We start from the raw sequence: 16,681 nt of genomic DNA on the forward strand, positions 1-16,681 counted from the left end.
TTAACCTTCACCTTACCCTTCCATTAACAATAATTCTGGATCAGCAAGCAATGTTTTCAATTCATTCATTGCTTTTTGTGCAGTTGCTCCATCAATGATACGGTGGTCGAAACTCAATGACAATTGCATAATTGGTGCTACAACAATTTCGTCATCTGCGTTAACAACAGCTTTTTTAGCGATACGGCCTACACCTAAAATAGCAACTTCAGGGTAGTTGATTACTGGAGTGAACCAACCTCCACCGATTGAACCGATGTTACTGATTGAAATTGAACCGTTACTCATTTCGTTAGCTGCTAATTTACCTTCTGTAGCTTTACCAGAAAGTTCAGTAATTTCACCTGCAATAGAGAAAATACTCTTAGCGTCAGCGTCTTTGATAACTGGTACAAATAATCCACGATCAGTGTCAGTAGCGATACCAATGTTGAAGTAGTGTTTGTAAACAATTTCGTTAGTTGAATCATCAATTGATGCATTCAATGCTGGGTATTTACGTAATACTGAAACGATTGCTTTAACAACGTAAGGCAAGAATGTTAATTTAACACCTTTGCTTGCTGCAATATCTTTAAAGTGCTTACGGTGAGCCATCAATTTAGTTGAATCTACTTCGTCGAACAAAGTAACATGTGGAGCAGTTGCTTTACTGTTTACCATTGCTTTAGCGATTGCTTTACGCATTGGTGTCATTGCTTCACGAGTTTCAAGTTCAGCTTGGTTAGATTTGAATGCTTTAGCTGGAGCTGCTTCTTTCTTAGCTGCTGGAGCTTTCGTTTCAGGAGCTTTTTCAACTGATGCAGTTGTCGTTGGTGCAGCTGTTGGAGCTTCTCCACCATTTTTCTTGAAGTTTTCAATATCTTCTTTAGTTGTGCGACCATTTTTACCAGTAGCTGTAACTTGAGTGATATCTACGTTGTTTTCACGAGCAAATTGACGAACAGACGGCATTGCTAAAACATTTTTGTTTGAAGTTGCTGCTGGTGTTGCTGCAGATGTTGAAGTTTCAGCTGCAGGAGCTTCTTGAGCAACGGGTGCTGCTGAACCTTTAGGATTGTGTTCTGGAGAATCGATTTCAATCAATACTTGACCTACTAATGCGACTGTTCCTTCTTCAACCATAATTTTTTTGATTGTTCCAGAAACTGGAGTTGCAATTTCTTCTACAGATTTATCGTTTTGGATTTCTGCAACAGAATCTTCTTCATTAACAGTATCGCCTTCAGCTACTAACCATTTTACGATTTCGCCTTCAGCCATTCCTTCTCCAACATCTGGCATTTTGAATTGGAAGAATGAAGTTCCTGATGAAGCTGGTGCTGCAGGTTCTGGAGTAGATGCAGCTGGTGCTGCTTCTTCTTCATCTTCATATCCTGGTGCATCAATTTCAATAATCACTTGCCCAACTGTTGCTACAGTTCCTTCTTCAACCATAATTTTTTTTACGGTTCCAGAAACTGGAGTTGCAATTTCTTCTACAGATTTGTCGTTTTGGATTTCAACAATTGAATCTTCTTCTTCAATTGTATCGCCTTCAGCTACTAACCATTTTACGATTTCGCCTTCAGCCATTCCTTCTCCAACGTCTGGTAATTTAAATTTAAATGACATGTTATTTTTCTTCCCTTCTTTGTTTAGCTATTCTTTTAGAAATATCATCTCAGTTTTAACACTATAAGAAACAAATGCAATAGACTTTAATAGGTTATCGCATTTGCCATTTCATTTATTATGAATAGATTAGAAATTGTATGTGTCTCTTACTTTGTCAGCAATATCAGTTGCATTTGGCAACCAAGCACTTTCTGCTAAACCAAATGGGAAAACTGTATCTGGAGCTGCTACACGTCCGATTGGAGCTTGTAACGAAAGGATCGCACGTTCAGAGATTTCTGACATAACCATTGCACCAACACCTGCTTGACGTTGTGCTTCTTGAACAACTACAACACGTCCAGTTTTTTCAACTGAATCGATAATCGTTTCAATATCTAATGGAGAAATGGTTCTTAAATCAACGATTTCTACTGAGATACCTTCTTTTTCTAATTCAGCAGCAGCTTTGATAGCTTCACGTACCATCGCACCGTATGTGATAACAGAAACGTCTGTACCTTCACGAGTAATTGCCGCTTTTCCTAGAGGAATTGTATAAGACTCTTCAGGAACTTCATCACGGAATGAACGGTATAATTTCATATGTTCTATGAATACTACTGGATCATTGTCACGGATTGAAGCAATCAATAAACCTTTTGCGTCGTATGGGTTAGACGGAACAACTACTTTGATACCAGGAGATTGAGTAATCAAACCTTCAAGGTTATCTGAGTGCATTTCTGGAGTGTGAACCCCACCACCAAATGGCATACGAATAGTAATAGGCATTGTGCGAGTGCTACTCATACGGTAACGAGTACGCGCTGCTTGTCCTACGATTGAATCTAATACTTCAAATAAGAAACCGATAAATTGGATTTCTGGAACTGGACGGAAACCTTGGAAAGCAAGTCCGATAGCCAATCCACCAATACCTGATTCAGCAAGTGGTGTGTCTGAAACACGTACTTCGCCGTATTTTTCTTGAAGACCAGCAGTTGCACGGAATACTCCACCGTTTTTACCTACATCTTCACCGAAAATCAGAATATCTTGATCGCGTTCCATTTCTTGGTCTAGCGCTTCAGTGATCGCTTCGATCATTGTTTTTTGTGCCATGTTTATTTACTCTCCTTTGCTTCGAAAGTTGCAATTTGTTCTGCGATAACTTGAGTTGGTGTTTCATACATATTTTTCAAGAAATCAGAAACTTTTTGTTTTGGTGCTTGGTCAGCTTCTTTAACAGATGCTTTAATATCTTCTTTAGTTTTTTCAATTAATTCATTTTCTTTTTCTTCAGACCATAAACCTTTTTCAGTTAAGAAGTTACGGAAACGAATCAATGGATCGCGTTGTTCCCAGTAGTCAAAACTGTCTTTGTCACGGTAACGTGTTGGATCATCACCTGATGTTGAGTGAGGACCAAAACGAGAAGTAATTGTTTCAATCAATACAGGACCATTTCCAGCTAAAGCCCATTCTCTTGCTTGTTTAGTAACAGCATAAACAGCTAAAGCGTCCATACCATCTACTTGAACTCCTGGGATACCAGCAGCAACAGCTTTTTGAGCCAATGTTGTAGCAGCTGTTTGTTTGTGACGAGGTGTTGAGATTGCATAGCCGTTGTTTTGAACAAAGAATACTACAGGAGCTTTATAAGCACCAGCATAGTTCAAACCTTCGTAGAAATCTCCTTGAGACGAACCGCCATCACCAGTATAAGTGAAAGCAACGTTTTGTTTGCCACGTATTTTCAAACCAACACCCACACCCATTGCTTGGATAATTTGAGCTCCAATAATGATTTGTGGTGGTACAGCATTTAAATCAGCTGGGTATTCATTTCCTACAGAATGTCCACGAGACCATAAAAAGGCTTTTGAAACAGGTAATCCATGTTGGATTAATTGAGGAATATCACGGTATCCTGGTAATAACACATCTTCTTTTACAAATGCGTAATGACTTGCCAATTGAGAAGCTTCTTGTCCAGCTGTTGGCGCGTAGAAACCTAAGCGTCCTTGACGAGCTAAAGCCATTGAACGTTCATGTAAAATTCTAGACCAAACCATTTTTTCCATTAATTCAACTAGTTGATCGTCAGATAGATCAGGCATGATATCTTTATTTACGACTTTACCGTCCTTATCTAAGATTTGTACCATTGGGAAAGCAGCATCAATTGTGCTTAACAATGCTTCAAAATCTACCGGTTGCTTTTTGTTAACCATGTATAACCCATTCCTCTCTCTATAACAAAATTATATTTTCAAAATTCTGTTTTATACGGATTTGAAAACTGTATTACTCAGAATTTTTTACAATCTAAATTTAACACGCTTTCAAACTAGATGCAAGTAAACTAAACATTAGACCACCAAAAATATCCCTATTCTACTGATTTAAGTCTCGCATTTCATTCATACAGGAATCCATATAGTGAAATATTTCACTAGTTGTTTTTTCGAGCACTTTGTTATATAGCACTTTAACTTTAAATTGACTTCTGTAAAAAATGAATAGATTCCCCTTCAAAACTGTTATATAATTTTTCAAAAACTGTATTACTTTTTATTGAAAATTATCTTTATTTTTTTAGATACATCTCTTTTCACAAAATATTTTCTTTGGATTAGCTGTCACCAAATGTTCACTTTTCCGCCACTTTTTGAATTTTCAGCTTTTATTTTTTGTAAATTTTATTCATAACTAAATAAAAAAACAGTATTGTATTTTAAAAAAACAAAAAAAATCCGCTTTTAAACGGATTTTCTTTTCGTACTATTTAAATAACTCCTTGGCTCAACATCGCTTTTGAAACTTTTGTAAATCCAGCAATATTAGCACCTGCTACAAAATCGCCAGGCATATTGTATGCTTCAGCTGTATCTTTTATTTCACTATAGATGTTTTTCATAATTTTTTTCAATTCTTCATCTACTTCTTCAAATGTCCAACTTAGTCTTTGACTATTTTGACTCATTTCTAAAGCTGATACAGCTACTCCACCTGCATTTGCAGCTTTTGCTGGTCCATAAACAATGCCAGCTTTTTGGAATTCTTTGATGGCTTCTAAATTACAAGGCATATTTGCCCCTTCGGCTACTGCCCCAACTCCTTGACTGACCATTTTTTTAGCTGTTGGTCCATCAATTTCATTTTGAGTCGCACATGGAAGTGCTACAGTATATCTTTCTTCTAAGTCCCAAATGCTGCCAGTTTCATATGTGGCATTTGGACGATCTGTTAAATATTCTGAAATTCTTTTTCTGTCGACTTCTTTAATTTTTTTAATAATACTCAAATCAATTCCTTCAGGATCAAAAATGTATCCATCTGAATCCGAACAAGCAATAACTGTACCACCAAATTCTTGTACTTTTTCAATCGCATAGATGGCTACATTTCCACTGCCGGAAACAACAACCTTTTGATTTTTAAAAGATTTTCCAATATCATCTAACATTTCTTTAGTAAAGTACACCAATCCATAACCTGTTGCTTCTGTTCGCGCTAAACTACCACCTAGGAAAAGTGGTTTTCCAGTTAGGATTCCCGCTTGGAAACTATTTAATTTTTTGTATTGACCGAATAAAAAGCCAATTTCACGTGCGCCTACACCAATATCACCAGCTGGCACATCGGTATCTGGCCCGATATAACGTTGCAATTCAGTCATAAAACTTTGACAAAAGCGCATAACTTCATCATCCGATTTTCCTTTTGGATCAAAGTCACTACCGCCTTTTCCTCCACCAATAGGAAGTCCAGTCAGACTGTTTTTGAAAATTTGTTCGAATCCTAAAAATTTTACTATACTTTGCGTTACTGATGGATGAAAACGAAGACCGCCTTTATAAGGTCCTATAGCAGAGTTGTATTGTACTCTAAATCCACGATTTACATTCACTACTCCTTGATCATCAACCCAAGGAACTCTAAATTGAATGATTCTTTCTGGCTCTACTAAACGTTCTAAGATATTTTTTTCAATTAGTTCTGGATGTGCTGCGAAGACTGGTTCGATAGTAGCAAAAAAATCTTTTACTGCTTGCAAATATTCGGGTTGATCTGGATCCGCTTCGAAACTTTAGAATAGACTTCATTAACATATTTTGCATCTACCATATTTATCTCCTCTACTTCATTTAAACTATTAGTTTATGCTCACCATACTCATATCGAATACGAAAAAAGTTTTTCTAGTCTTTTATACATCGTGCAAATAGTGCGTTACTGATAAATAAGTAAGATGAAACAAATAATGTTTTTCTTCATTTAGAAACAGACTATCCAAACACTATTAGGAGTGAACATTTATGATTACAATGGAAGATATTATCAAAGAAGGCCATCCAACTTTGAGAATGGTTGCTAAAGAATTAACTTTACCAATCAGTTCTGAAGAAAAGCAACTGGGTGAAGATATGTTGCAATTTCTAAAAAATAGTCAAGACCCTGAAATTGCTGAAAAATACAGCTTACGCGCAGGTGTAGGTCTAGCAGCACCGCAATTAGACATTTCAAAACGAATGATTGCTGTTCATATTCCTGGAATTGAAGAAGGAACTGACGAACCAATTATTAGTACTGTAATGGTTAATCCTAAAATTATCAGCCACTCTGTTCAAAGCGCTTGTTTAACTGAAGGTGAAGGTTGCTTATCTGTGGACCGTGAAGTTCCAGGTTACGTTCCTCGTCACAGTCGTATCACGCTTACTTACTTTGATCTAGCTGGGGAAGCTCATAAAATACGGTTAAAAAATTATCAAGCGATCGTTATTCAACATGAAATCGACCATATCAATGGAATTATGTTTTACGATCACATCAATCAAGAACAGCCATTCAAAATTGACGATGATGTAAAAATCATTTCTTAATACTAAAAGAAGCCATGCCTGATAATAATCACGCATGGCTTCTTTCTATTTATTTATTTGATAGGAGTTACTCACTATAAGTCGCAAACTACTTACAGGTTTTCTCCATTAGATTCGATGACTTTTTTATACCAGTCATAGGAATCTTTCTTACTGCGTTCCATTGTTCCATTACCTTCGTTATCACGGTCGACATAAATCATACCGTAACGTTTTTTCATTTCTCCAGTAGTGAACGAAACGATATCAATAATTCCCCAAGGTGTATACCCCATCAATTCAACACCGTCATGATCTATCGCGATGCCCATTTGTTTGATGTGTTCACGCAAATAAGAGATACGAGCTTCATCATGGATACTGCCGTCTTCTTCAACAGTATCAATCGCACCAAATCCATTTTCCACAATGAACAGTGGAATTTGATAACGATCCCAGAAACGATTCAACGTGTAACGCAAACCTACAGGATCAATCGTCCAACCCCAGTCACTAGCTTTTAGATATGGGTTATCTACTTGATAAGGAATCTTACCATGCACGTTAGCAGCTTCATCATCGTTGTTTTCATCTTTATGATCCACCACATTAGACATATAGTAACTGAACCCTAAATAATCCACTTTACCTTGTGCTAATATTTCAGCGTCAGCTTCTTGAATAGGAATATTCAAGCCATCGCGTTCAAATTCTTTCAGTGTATAGTTTGGATAATACCCACGTACTTGTACATCCGGGAAGAAATAACGCAAATGCATCGATTCTTCAGCTAACATTACATCTTTTGGATGAGCCGTTAACGGATAAACCGGTACATGTGAAACCATCGCTCCAATTTGGAAATCAGGATTGATTTCGCGACCAATTTTCACTGATAGAGCACTTGCTAACAAGACATGGTGCGCTGCAGTGTACATCACTTCTTTAGCGTTTTCGCCTTCTTCAACTTGAACTCCAACGTTTGTCCATAAGAAAATTGGATTTGTATAGTCCATCATGTTATTGATTTCATTAAACGTCATCCAGTATTTCACTTGGTTTTTGTAACGCTCAAAAACAACTTCGGCAAATTTAACAAAGAAATCGACTACTTTACGGTTTCTAAATCCACCATAAGTTTGTGCTAAGTGAAGCGGCATTTCAAAGTGAGTTAGCGTAATGACCGGCTCAATACCATTCTTTAATAATTCATCAAACAAATCATCATAAAATTGAAGTCCAGCTTCATTGGGTTCAGCTTCATCACCTTTCGGGAAAATACGTGTCCAGTTGATAGATGTACGTAAACTGTTCAATCCCATTTCAGCGAACAACGCCACATCTTCTTTATAACGATTGTAAAAATCAATGGCTTCGTGATTCGGATAAAATTTACCTTCCTCAACCGTTGTGGTGATTTCGCGTGGCTTACCAGCTGCACCAGCAGTCATTACATCAGCGACACTTGGACCTTTTCCATCTTGGTCCCAGCCACCCTCGAATTGGTGGGCTGCTAATGCTCCGCCCCATAAGAAATCTTTTGGAAATTTAGACATTTTTATTACCTCCTATTTTTTGATTGTTAATATAGTACCTGTTACTTCTTTTGATACTAAGAACAGACGAGGTCGCACAGTGCGTAGAATTGCAAATTTTTTCGTCTTCCCTATTTCCATTAAAATTATGTGGGTATAATCACATCATAAATTATACCCATATAACTTGTCAATGCCCATATAATTCGAAATATGTTATAATTTTATGAAAAGGAGCCAAAGTGATGAATAAATACCACGATGTCGCAAATAAAATCAATCTGTCTATTCAAGAAAATAATTTAACACGAGGAAACAAACTACCTACTCTCACTGAGTTAGCGAATACATACGAAGTAAGTAAAAATACGGTCATTAAAGCATTGGAAATTTTAGAGACGAATGGCGTTGTCTACCAAGTAAGAGGCAGCGGTACGTATGTGCGGGGTCGTCATCGCAAAGGATTTGTGAATTTAACGGATGTTCAAGGATTTCACAGCATTTTTAGAGAATTCAATTTGTCTTCAGAAGTCATTGAATTAAAAGAAATCGAAGCACCTTCAAATGTCGCAGAAATACTTGAGCTTACAGATCAAGAAACAATCTATTACATTAAACGCGTCCGCTACATCGAATCACGTCCCTTTTGTGTGGAAGAATCCTATTACCTCAAGACGGTCGTGCCTTATTTGAATGAAGAAATTGCCAGCCAATCTATTTTCAACTATTTAACTGAGGACCTAAAAATAAATATTCGTTTTTCAGATTTATTTATGCGTATTGGAAAATTAAATCAAGAAGAAGCAGCATATTTACAGTTGGAAACACACGACCCTTCTTTAACAATCGAAAGTATCTATTATTTAAGCAGTGGTCGTCCATTCAATTATTCCAACATCAAATACCATTACGAAGAAGCTCAGTTCTTTGTGCAGGGGAATGATTTTTAGATTATTTTCAAACTATCCAAAAGAACAAATACTTTTTTAAAGGAGACAAACTAAATGTCAGAAGAACTCACTCAAGAAATGCAAGATGAACTATATGGCCACATCATCGTTTTGCATAAACCGGTCTTTTATTTCACGGAATGCCTAACAACTTATTCAAAAGAAGATATGATCGCACTAGCTGATGACCTTAACTATAAAGTGCGTCGCAGTAAAACAAAAACCGTCATTGCTGAAGATTTTTTCAAAAAATTATCCTTACGAAGCCAACATCAATTATCTTATCAACCCAAAGAAAATCTTCACCTCTTAAAAGAATTGATGAATGGACCAAAAGAAATCGATTTCCTTCCTTTCTCTCGCAAAAATCCAGAATTATTTGATTTGCTTCATTTCCGTTGGGTATTCTTATTTTATTACGAAGATACCTATACCCTAGTACTGCCAAAAGAGACTAAAGAGATGCTGAAAAGTTTTATTGATGATTCTGATTTTAAAGAAGATCATAAAAGAAAAAGTCTGCTCCGTGGATATGTAGAGGCTTTTATGAACCTGTATGGCGCTTTTGAAACGGACTTTTTCTTGAAAGTATGGAACCAACACAACAAACAGTACCCATTAGACCTTACTGAAGTATTGACTGAATTAATTGGGTTAGCTTGGTTTAATGAACGACTACGTTTTACAGATAACTTAGAATATATTTTTGATAACTATATTTTAGATGAAAATAATGTACCTGACTTCTTGTTGAGTTCTTCACACCACGATTACTATCAACCTACAAAAGCTGATATTACTTATTTTGCTCACCATGAATTTGACGAGCGAACTGTTCAGTATAAAAAAATGAGTCGATTTTTAGCTAAGAAGTTGAATTCACAAAAACTTAAAGATGTCATGGATCTGATTATGATCTATATTAAACTGGATTTAGACATGCAAGGTCTAGTTGGCGAACTAAACAGCCATTTTAGCATTGTTTTTGATAGTGTTGAATACATAGAAGAATTTAGTTCCTTCTACTTGAACTTAAACAACTATTCACGCAAATTATCAAACAAAGGCAATACACCAACAGAAATAGCTAATAATTATAATAGAATATCTTCCGTTCCTAATAATGTGGTTCCTTTCACTAATGAGAACACAGGAAAGCAAGAACCTATCCGAGTAAAAAAAGTTGGCCGAAATAAGCCTTGTCCTTGTGGTAGCGGTAAGAAATACAAACAATGTCACGGAAAGTAACTGATAACAAAGAAAGCCAACAAGCAATTTTCTGCTTGTTGGCTTTTTACATACTAATGCTATTCAAAGTCAGTGTATTTATTATTATTCCCCTTACTTTTACTTACCGGGTATTTATCATTGTTTTTTTTTAATTTTTCATCAATGATCGAATCAATATTTAAATTGAGGTTATCTGCCAACATATAAGAATAAATCAATACATCTGCTAACTCTTCCTTGATCCGTTCTAAGTTAAATTCTTTTACTTCTTCGGCTGATTTCCATTGAAATAATTCAAGTAATTCTGAAGCTTCTAATGAAATAGAGATAGCTAAATCTTTTTCATTATGAAATTGACGCCAATCTCTATCATCTCTGAATTTATTCACCTTTTCCATACTATTTTTCTCATTATCCATCACTTTATTACCCCTTTGCTGCATTTATTAGCGCTTTTTGAAGTTCCTCATCTACCGCGTAAATATATAAACCATTTACTCCTCTTGTTAAAAGCACATTTAATTCGTTTTTTAACAACATATCAGAAAACTGTTCTTTTTTTCCGTTCTTTAATGTTCTTTGACGAGTAGCTTTTTTATTTTGACTGAAACTTCTATCGAATACGATTTCTCCATTTCTATATTTTACAGAAGGACCTATAATCACACCCGCGTAATTTAGGTCAAATCCTTGAATAGTAAATGTAGAACCCACTTCATAAATAGTTTGTTCTTGTTCTGCCCAAGAAAGGTTTCTATTCTTTCTCTTTTGTTCCTTCATTTGAGGCAGTTGCAGATTCCAAGGTAGAGACCAATCCCCTATCTTAACTCTCCAATAATCATCATTTTCTGGTTTCCTCTTATCAACGTACTCCCAATCAAATGTTGCAGTAATTCGGGAAATACCTGAATTTTCATCTTTTGCTTTTTCTTTAATAGCTTCATATAACTCTTTAGGATGATTAAAGATTTTTAAATCATATCCTTTAATATCATTGAGAATAGGATTGATTTTTCTATCATCAATCATCGACCTTATCCAATTAATAGTGCTCTGACTCGCGTTAATCCTCATTTGATTTTCTAAATGGATAAAATTTCCTTTTAAATTTGCCTCATGTTCTAAAGTAAGCAGTTCCTCTTCTTCCCAATATTGTTCAGTAGTAAGAACTTGATTGATATCAAATACCGCTACTACTACTTTTGCTCTATCCATTAAATCATACAGTTGATTCTTTCCTCTATAAGATTGCTTACCTTGTGTCCATAACAAATGAGCCTCATCTACAATAACAACATCTGCTTTTTCCTCTGGAGTATGATTATTGATAAACGTAGTTGGTTTACTGACTAAATTAGGCACTTTCTTAGACGTAATACCTAATTTATTTGCAATTTGTTGATAAACTTTCAACTGTTGCTCATGATTTACCAACAAATAACTATTTGCTTCTTGTAAAACAATATTTTCTGACTCTTCTTGAGCTAGCTGTTTTAATTCGTAAAAGAGACTGCTCATTAAAACTGTTTTGCCTGAACCAGCTTCTCCTGTTACTAAAATCAATTCTCCCGACTGGTTTCTCGTTAAAGCCTCCATAATTTTTAAGATAACTTTATCCTTAGCTTGGATTTGTTCATCACTTAGTTTATGAAATGGCGAAGCTTTAAATAGAGCAGAGTCTTTAATTATTTTTTCAACAGGGAAAAGAGTTTTATTCTTTTTTCTTAGTTTTCTCCAAATATTAGAAAAAATCTCATCTAATTTATCTACCGTATAATACTCTTTTTGTTGATTGGTTCTTCGATTATACACAGATTGAACCGAATCGATACTAGACATATACATCATCAATTTATTTTCAATATCTAATGTCAATGATTTATTAAAATAATCATGGCCTATTATGTACATTTTTGAATTATCCGAATTTGCGAGACTTTCCCAATCTTCCCGTTTTTTGGGATCTTCAATAAGATGTTGTTTGGTTCTTTGTCTTATATCAGAAGTTTCTCCGATATAAACTGAAAATTCGCGACTCTTTTTCTCATCATGAACGATGTAAACCGTGGGATAATCTAATAGGTATTTTGCGTTAGGTCCTACTTCTTGAAGAATTCCACCTTCTAAACTTTTCACTGCTTCATAGCTATAATCTGTTTCATAGATGACTGGATTAGAGATCTTACTCATTTCTTCACATTCCTCTCAAAGCACAAACTTATTACTACAATAACTTTTCTCAGTTTACTCAAATTCTATACTCGCATTTAAATTAATATCATTTTAAAACAAATGATACCTAAACGTTAGTTATCATACTACTCTTCTTCAAGCGCAATCTAACAAACGAATTTCATTATCTTATGCAACAAAATTAATTATCAAACATTAGTTTCGGGTTATATTATTACCATTAAAAGATGAGGGTGCTTTTATGTCAATACTAGAATTAAAATAACCATTAATTTTTTTAACTAATTCAAAACGAGCTTCAAAAAGACTTTCTTTACTAGGTAATTAAACTCAATTTCTTGGTCTGTATAAAAAAAGCTTACTTTATTACCTTATATTACTAGGTTTAAACCCCAATAATCCATCAATAAAAGATGGCATCTCTTGCCGTTCAGTTTTATCTAATTCTTTCCTAGCAGCACACTGAACAGTATCCTATTTTCACTAGACATAAAATCATCATCATAGAGATCTTTACCAAAACTCTTAGGAGCTTTTTTAAAATTACCAGTTAATAACACCTGTGCAAGGTCGTTGTAGTTTTTCGAAAATTTATAGAATTAATCTTTTAAAATCCATTTTCGAAATTTCCTTTCAAGTATGTTGCTACTATTTTACTACAATAATACTAAGAATATATGATTATTTATTTTTTTCTATAAATACTGTATTAATCACACCCTATCTCTACATTGAATCCCATTCTCAAAGATCTCATCTGTATAGTGTTTAATAATAAAGAGATTACTATCTACTTCGATTATTTTATAACCTCTTTGTACAGATTGCATAACAGCACCCTATACTAACTTCTTTATAAAATCTGCCTAACAAAAAAAGGTGAGTCACCACTTTAACATGGTGACTCACCTTTCTATTAAAAACTAAGTGATATCCAATAAAATTATTTAGATACTTTAGATTCTAAACCTTCAGCTTTTAAGAATTCACTAAATGGTACTAATTCTTCAGCTTCATATTTTTCTTTGTAAGCTTTAATTTCTTCAGCACTGTACAATGTAGGGTCTAATTTCAATGTTTCTACTGGAATTGGACGTTCTTTTGTAATTTTAGCATCGATTACTACAGTTTTACCTGCTTTATAAGCTTTAACAGCATCAGCCATTACTTGATCCATGTCTTCAATACGGCTTACTGTGAAACCAACCGCACCTTGTGCATCTCCAATTTTAGCATAGTCTACATCAGTAAATTCAGTACCAAAAGTATTTTTGTTTGTATCTTCATATTTGTTCTTGATGAATCCATATTCAGTGTTTGTGAATACTACGTTGATAACAGGCATGTTGTAACGTACGTTAGTAACAACATCTGGATAGTTCATTGAAAACGCACCATCACCCATTAAGTTAAATGCTTGACGATCAGGATATACGTTCTTAGCAGCAATACCACCAGGAAGTGCAATACCCATAGAAGCAAACAATGGAGAAGTTCTCCACATATTTTTAGGAGTCATGTGTAAGTGACGAATAGATGTTTGAGTTGAGTTACCAACATCAATTGAATAGATTGCATCTTCATCAGCGTATTTGTTGATAGCATTGTATACTTGATAAAGTTGTAATGGACCATTTTCTTTTGTTTCCAACTTAGTCATGTAGTCACGCCAGTTTTGAATATTTTTCAAGTTAGCATTCCACCAAGCTGATTCTTCAACAGGTGCTACTTTTTCTAGTAATGAGTGAACTGCTTCACCAGCATCTCCAAGAATAGCAACATCTGCATTATGACGTTTACCAAGCATTGTTGGGTTGTTATCAATTTGGATGAAGTTTTCAACATTTGCGAAAGTATTTTCTACTTCAGCAAATGGGAAGTTTGAACCAACGAAAAGAACTGTATCTGCTTCTTTAACAGCTTCGTTAGCTGGTTTCCAACCAACACGGTATGTTGAACCAGTTAATCCTTCAAAGTCGTAATCGAAAGTTTCAAAGTTTTTACCAGTTGTAATAACTGGAGCTTTAAGTTTACGAGATAATTCTTGAACTGCTGGACCATGTCCCATAGTTCCGATACCTGCATAAATAACAGCACGTTTAGAATTGTTTAATACTTCAACAGCTGCATCGATATCTGCTTCGTTGATTGCAGAAGAAACGAAATCACGGTAGCTGTGACCAGATGAGTAAAATGCATCATTATCGATTTCATGGTAACCGAAATCACCAGGTACTTCTAATACAGCAACTCCACGTTTAGAGATAGCAGTACGAATTGCGTCATCGATTAATTTTGGTAATTGTTCAGCGTATGCAACACGACGGTTGTATACTGCGATATGATCAAACATTGGATTTTGGTTTAATTCTTGGAATGCATCCATGTTTAATTCTCTTTGTGGACGAGATCCTAAGATAGCTAAAACTGGTGTATTATCCATCGCTGCATCATAAAGACCATTGATTAAGTGAGAAGCACCAGGGCCACCTGATCCAACACAAACACCCAATTTTCCACCGAATTTCCATTGCATTACAGCTGCCATTGCTCCAACTTCTTCATGTTTTACTTGAAGGAATTTGATATCTGTTTCTTTTTGATCACCTAAAGCTTCCATTAAAGGGGCTAAAGTTCCTGAAGGAATTCCATAAATTGTGTCTATTCCCCATCCTGCCATCACTTTTAATGAAGCTGTACTAATGTTAGTTTTGCCTTCTGTCATTTTGATAGTCCTCCTAGATTAATTTCACAAAATTAAATTCAACTCCAATTCTAACACGTTTAAATTAAGAATCAAGGTTTATATCCTCCAAAAGTGCATTTCTGTGAAAAAATGTACAGATTTTTAATTTACTCTAACTAACCTCTCAAAAAACCATCATTTGTTCGTCTATTCTACAATTAAAATAAAAATCGCTTAACTTTGGTGGTTAGAAATTAAGTTCTAATCTGTAAAATAAAAGAACTCATGACTACTCTCTCCTAAACAAAATGCTTTTTCATCTGTAGTTTCTTCTAATTTGGCATTCATTGTGAAAAGGTTTTCATTTAGAGTTACTAACTTAATAGCTATCAAATAGATACTAAACTATGTTCCATTTGACTAATAATTCAAACTTTCAAATTAAGCTCGCATCATCAATACTGATAATGGTTCTTTTTTAAGCAATGCAACGGACACCGCTACTCCGACAGTAAAAAAAAAAATAAACAGACTATTCCTTATTAATTCTGCACCAACTCCTTTAATTATTTTTTAAATTTTAATAAAAAATAAGCCGTTAAAACGTCTTAAGGATACTTTCATACCAACATTTTAACGACTTATTATAAATTGTGTGATGGAGTCTACGGGAATTGAACCCGTATTAACTGGCTGCCAGCCAGTCGTAATCCCATTATACCAAGACCCCAGAGTAAACCGCTGTCAATTAGACATTCTAACAGCTGAACTTTACTCCTTCTATTATATCAAACCTAGTTCTTTCAATGCAATATAAATCCCGTCTTCATTGCAACTTTTTGTTACTTTATCCGCTCTTAATTTCACACTTTCCAAAGCATTTCCCATCGCTACTCCGGTTCCAACTTTTTCAATCATTTCTAAATCGTTTAAACCGTCTCCGAATGCAATCGTATCTTCTACAGAATAACCATTTTCTAATGCTACTCTTAAAACTGTCGCAGCTTTTGAACCATCATGCGGTAGGACATCTACTCCAGATTCATGCCAGCGTACAAAGCGGAATTTCGAAAACTGACCACTTTCATAATATTGTTTTTCATCTTCTCGGTAAAAAATCAAACATTGAACTAACGAATGGTTTAAATAAAAATCTGGTTCGTATTTAGGAACGCCGTATCCGACAGATTTCATGGCCGTCGTTATTTTAACATCAGCTTCCTCGTTTCTTCTTCTTAAGGTATCCGGAGTTTCATAGATGATATTATGGTTATTTGAATCCGCAACTTTTATTAATTTCTCTAATTGAGCGTGATCCAACGGATTTTCATAAACTTGTTTCTTATCCAAATATCCTGCTGCTCCGTTACAAACGATATAGTTGCTAATATCTAACTCATCAATAATTCCCTGTGCCATAAATAAGTTTCTACCGGTAGCAATTGCGACTTCATGGCCATTTTTTTTCAGCTCTTTGATCGCTAATTTAGTACTTTCTGGAATTATTTTTTGGTCATTTACTAAAGTACCATCAATATCAAAAAAAATCATTTTCTTTTGCATATTTAAATTCTTCCCTTCTTATTCATACTTCTAAGCAATTGTACCTTTTTATACTGTGAA

10 protein-coding genes, 1 tRNA gene and 2 pseudogenes are annotated in these 16,681 nt (G+C 35.0%); 3 read left to right on the forward strand and 10 right to left on the reverse strand.

Translation table 11 applies throughout. The features are described 5' to 3' along the window. Positions 1-12: 12 nt before the first annotated feature. The 4 genes and pseudogenes from CAT7_RS04700 to gdhA all read right to left on the reverse strand — a co-directional run bounded on the left by CAT7_RS04700 (position 13) and on the right by gdhA (position 5,730). Complete coding sequence (locus CAT7_RS04700) at positions 13-1,614, reverse strand: 2-oxo acid dehydrogenase subunit E2 (RefSeq protein WP_007722528.1); 1,602 nt, start codon at positions 1,612-1,614, stop codon at positions 13-15. Positions 1,615-1,743: 129 nt separating this feature from the next. After that, positions 1,744-2,721 carry an alpha-ketoacid dehydrogenase subunit beta gene (locus CAT7_RS04705; protein ID WP_007722530.1) on the reverse strand — a complete coding sequence of 326 codons (978 nt, stop codon included), beginning with the start codon at positions 2,719-2,721 and terminating at the stop codon, positions 1,744-1,746. A gap of 2 nt (positions 2,722-2,723) precedes the next feature. Continuing rightward, positions 2,724-3,833 (reverse strand): pyruvate dehydrogenase (acetyl-transferring) E1 component subunit alpha, encoded by a 1,110-nt coding sequence (gene pdhA / locus CAT7_RS04710; RefSeq protein ID WP_007722533.1) that lies wholly within the window; start codon positions 3,831-3,833, stop codon positions 2,724-2,726. A gap of 554 nt (positions 3,834-4,387) precedes the next feature. Beyond that, positions 4,388-5,730 (reverse strand): annotated as a pseudogene (gene gdhA / locus CAT7_RS04715) (NADP-specific glutamate dehydrogenase). A gap of 191 nt (positions 5,731-5,921) precedes the next feature. Between gdhA and def the strand changes: the two are divergent. Next, positions 5,922-6,485, forward strand: coding sequence for a peptide deformylase (gene def, locus CAT7_RS04720; RefSeq protein WP_007722537.1), 564 nt, complete (start codon positions 5,922-5,924; stop codon positions 6,483-6,485). 92 nt (positions 6,486-6,577) lie between these two features. On the opposite strand, the gene CAT7_RS04725 is transcribed toward def, so the two are convergent. Beyond that, positions 6,578-8,020: a 6-phospho-beta-glucosidase gene (locus tag CAT7_RS04725; protein WP_007722538.1), complete on the reverse strand. Its 1,443-nt coding sequence runs from the start codon at positions 8,018-8,020 to the stop codon at positions 6,578-6,580. A gap of 224 nt (positions 8,021-8,244) precedes the next feature. Here CAT7_RS04725 and CAT7_RS04730 point away from each other — a divergent pair, with 224 nt between their 5' ends. Further along, positions 8,245-8,949 (forward strand): GntR family transcriptional regulator, encoded by a 705-nt coding sequence (locus tag CAT7_RS04730; protein ID WP_007722540.1) that lies wholly within the window; start codon positions 8,245-8,247, stop codon positions 8,947-8,949. A 1,140-nt stretch (positions 8,950-10,089) separates the two neighbouring features. Beyond that, positions 10,090-10,197, forward strand: a pseudogene (locus CAT7_RS12675) (SEC-C metal-binding domain-containing protein); the annotation flags it as partial. Positions 10,198-10,256: 59 nt separating this feature from the next. Here CAT7_RS12675 and CAT7_RS04740 read toward each other — a convergent pair. The 5 genes from CAT7_RS04740 to CAT7_RS04760 all read right to left on the reverse strand — a co-directional run bounded on the left by CAT7_RS04740 (position 10,257) and on the right by CAT7_RS04760 (position 16,621). After that, positions 10,257-10,598 carry a nucleotide pyrophosphohydrolase gene (locus CAT7_RS04740; RefSeq protein ID WP_007722543.1) on the reverse strand — a complete coding sequence of 114 codons (342 nt, stop codon included), beginning with the start codon at positions 10,596-10,598 and terminating at the stop codon, positions 10,257-10,259. Positions 10,599-10,605: 7 nt separating this feature from the next. Beyond that, the gene (locus CAT7_RS04745; protein ID WP_007722545.1) at positions 10,606-12,369 is read right to left on the reverse strand and encodes a DUF2075 domain-containing protein; all 1,764 of its coding nucleotides are present in this window, start codon (positions 12,367-12,369) and stop codon (positions 10,606-10,608) included. A 946-nt stretch (positions 12,370-13,315) separates the two neighbouring features. Then, positions 13,316-15,097, reverse strand: a complete 1,782-nt coding sequence (spxB, locus tag CAT7_RS04750; RefSeq protein ID WP_007722547.1) for a pyruvate oxidase — start codon at positions 15,095-15,097, stop codon at positions 13,316-13,318. A 620-nt stretch (positions 15,098-15,717) separates the two neighbouring features. Further along, positions 15,718-15,788: transfer RNA gene (locus CAT7_RS04755), tRNA-Ala, on the reverse strand. Between the two features lie 53 nt (positions 15,789-15,841). Then, a complete protein-coding gene (locus tag CAT7_RS04760) occupies positions 15,842-16,621 on the reverse strand; it encodes a Cof-type HAD-IIB family hydrolase (protein ID WP_007722548.1) in 780 nt (259 codons plus the stop codon). Between the last annotated feature and the right edge of the window lie 60 nt (positions 16,622-16,681).

It is taken from the genome of Carnobacterium sp. AT7, assembly GCF_000171855.1.
Taxonomy (GTDB): Bacteria; Bacillota; Bacilli; order Lactobacillales; family Carnobacteriaceae; genus Carnobacterium_B; species Carnobacterium_B jeotgali.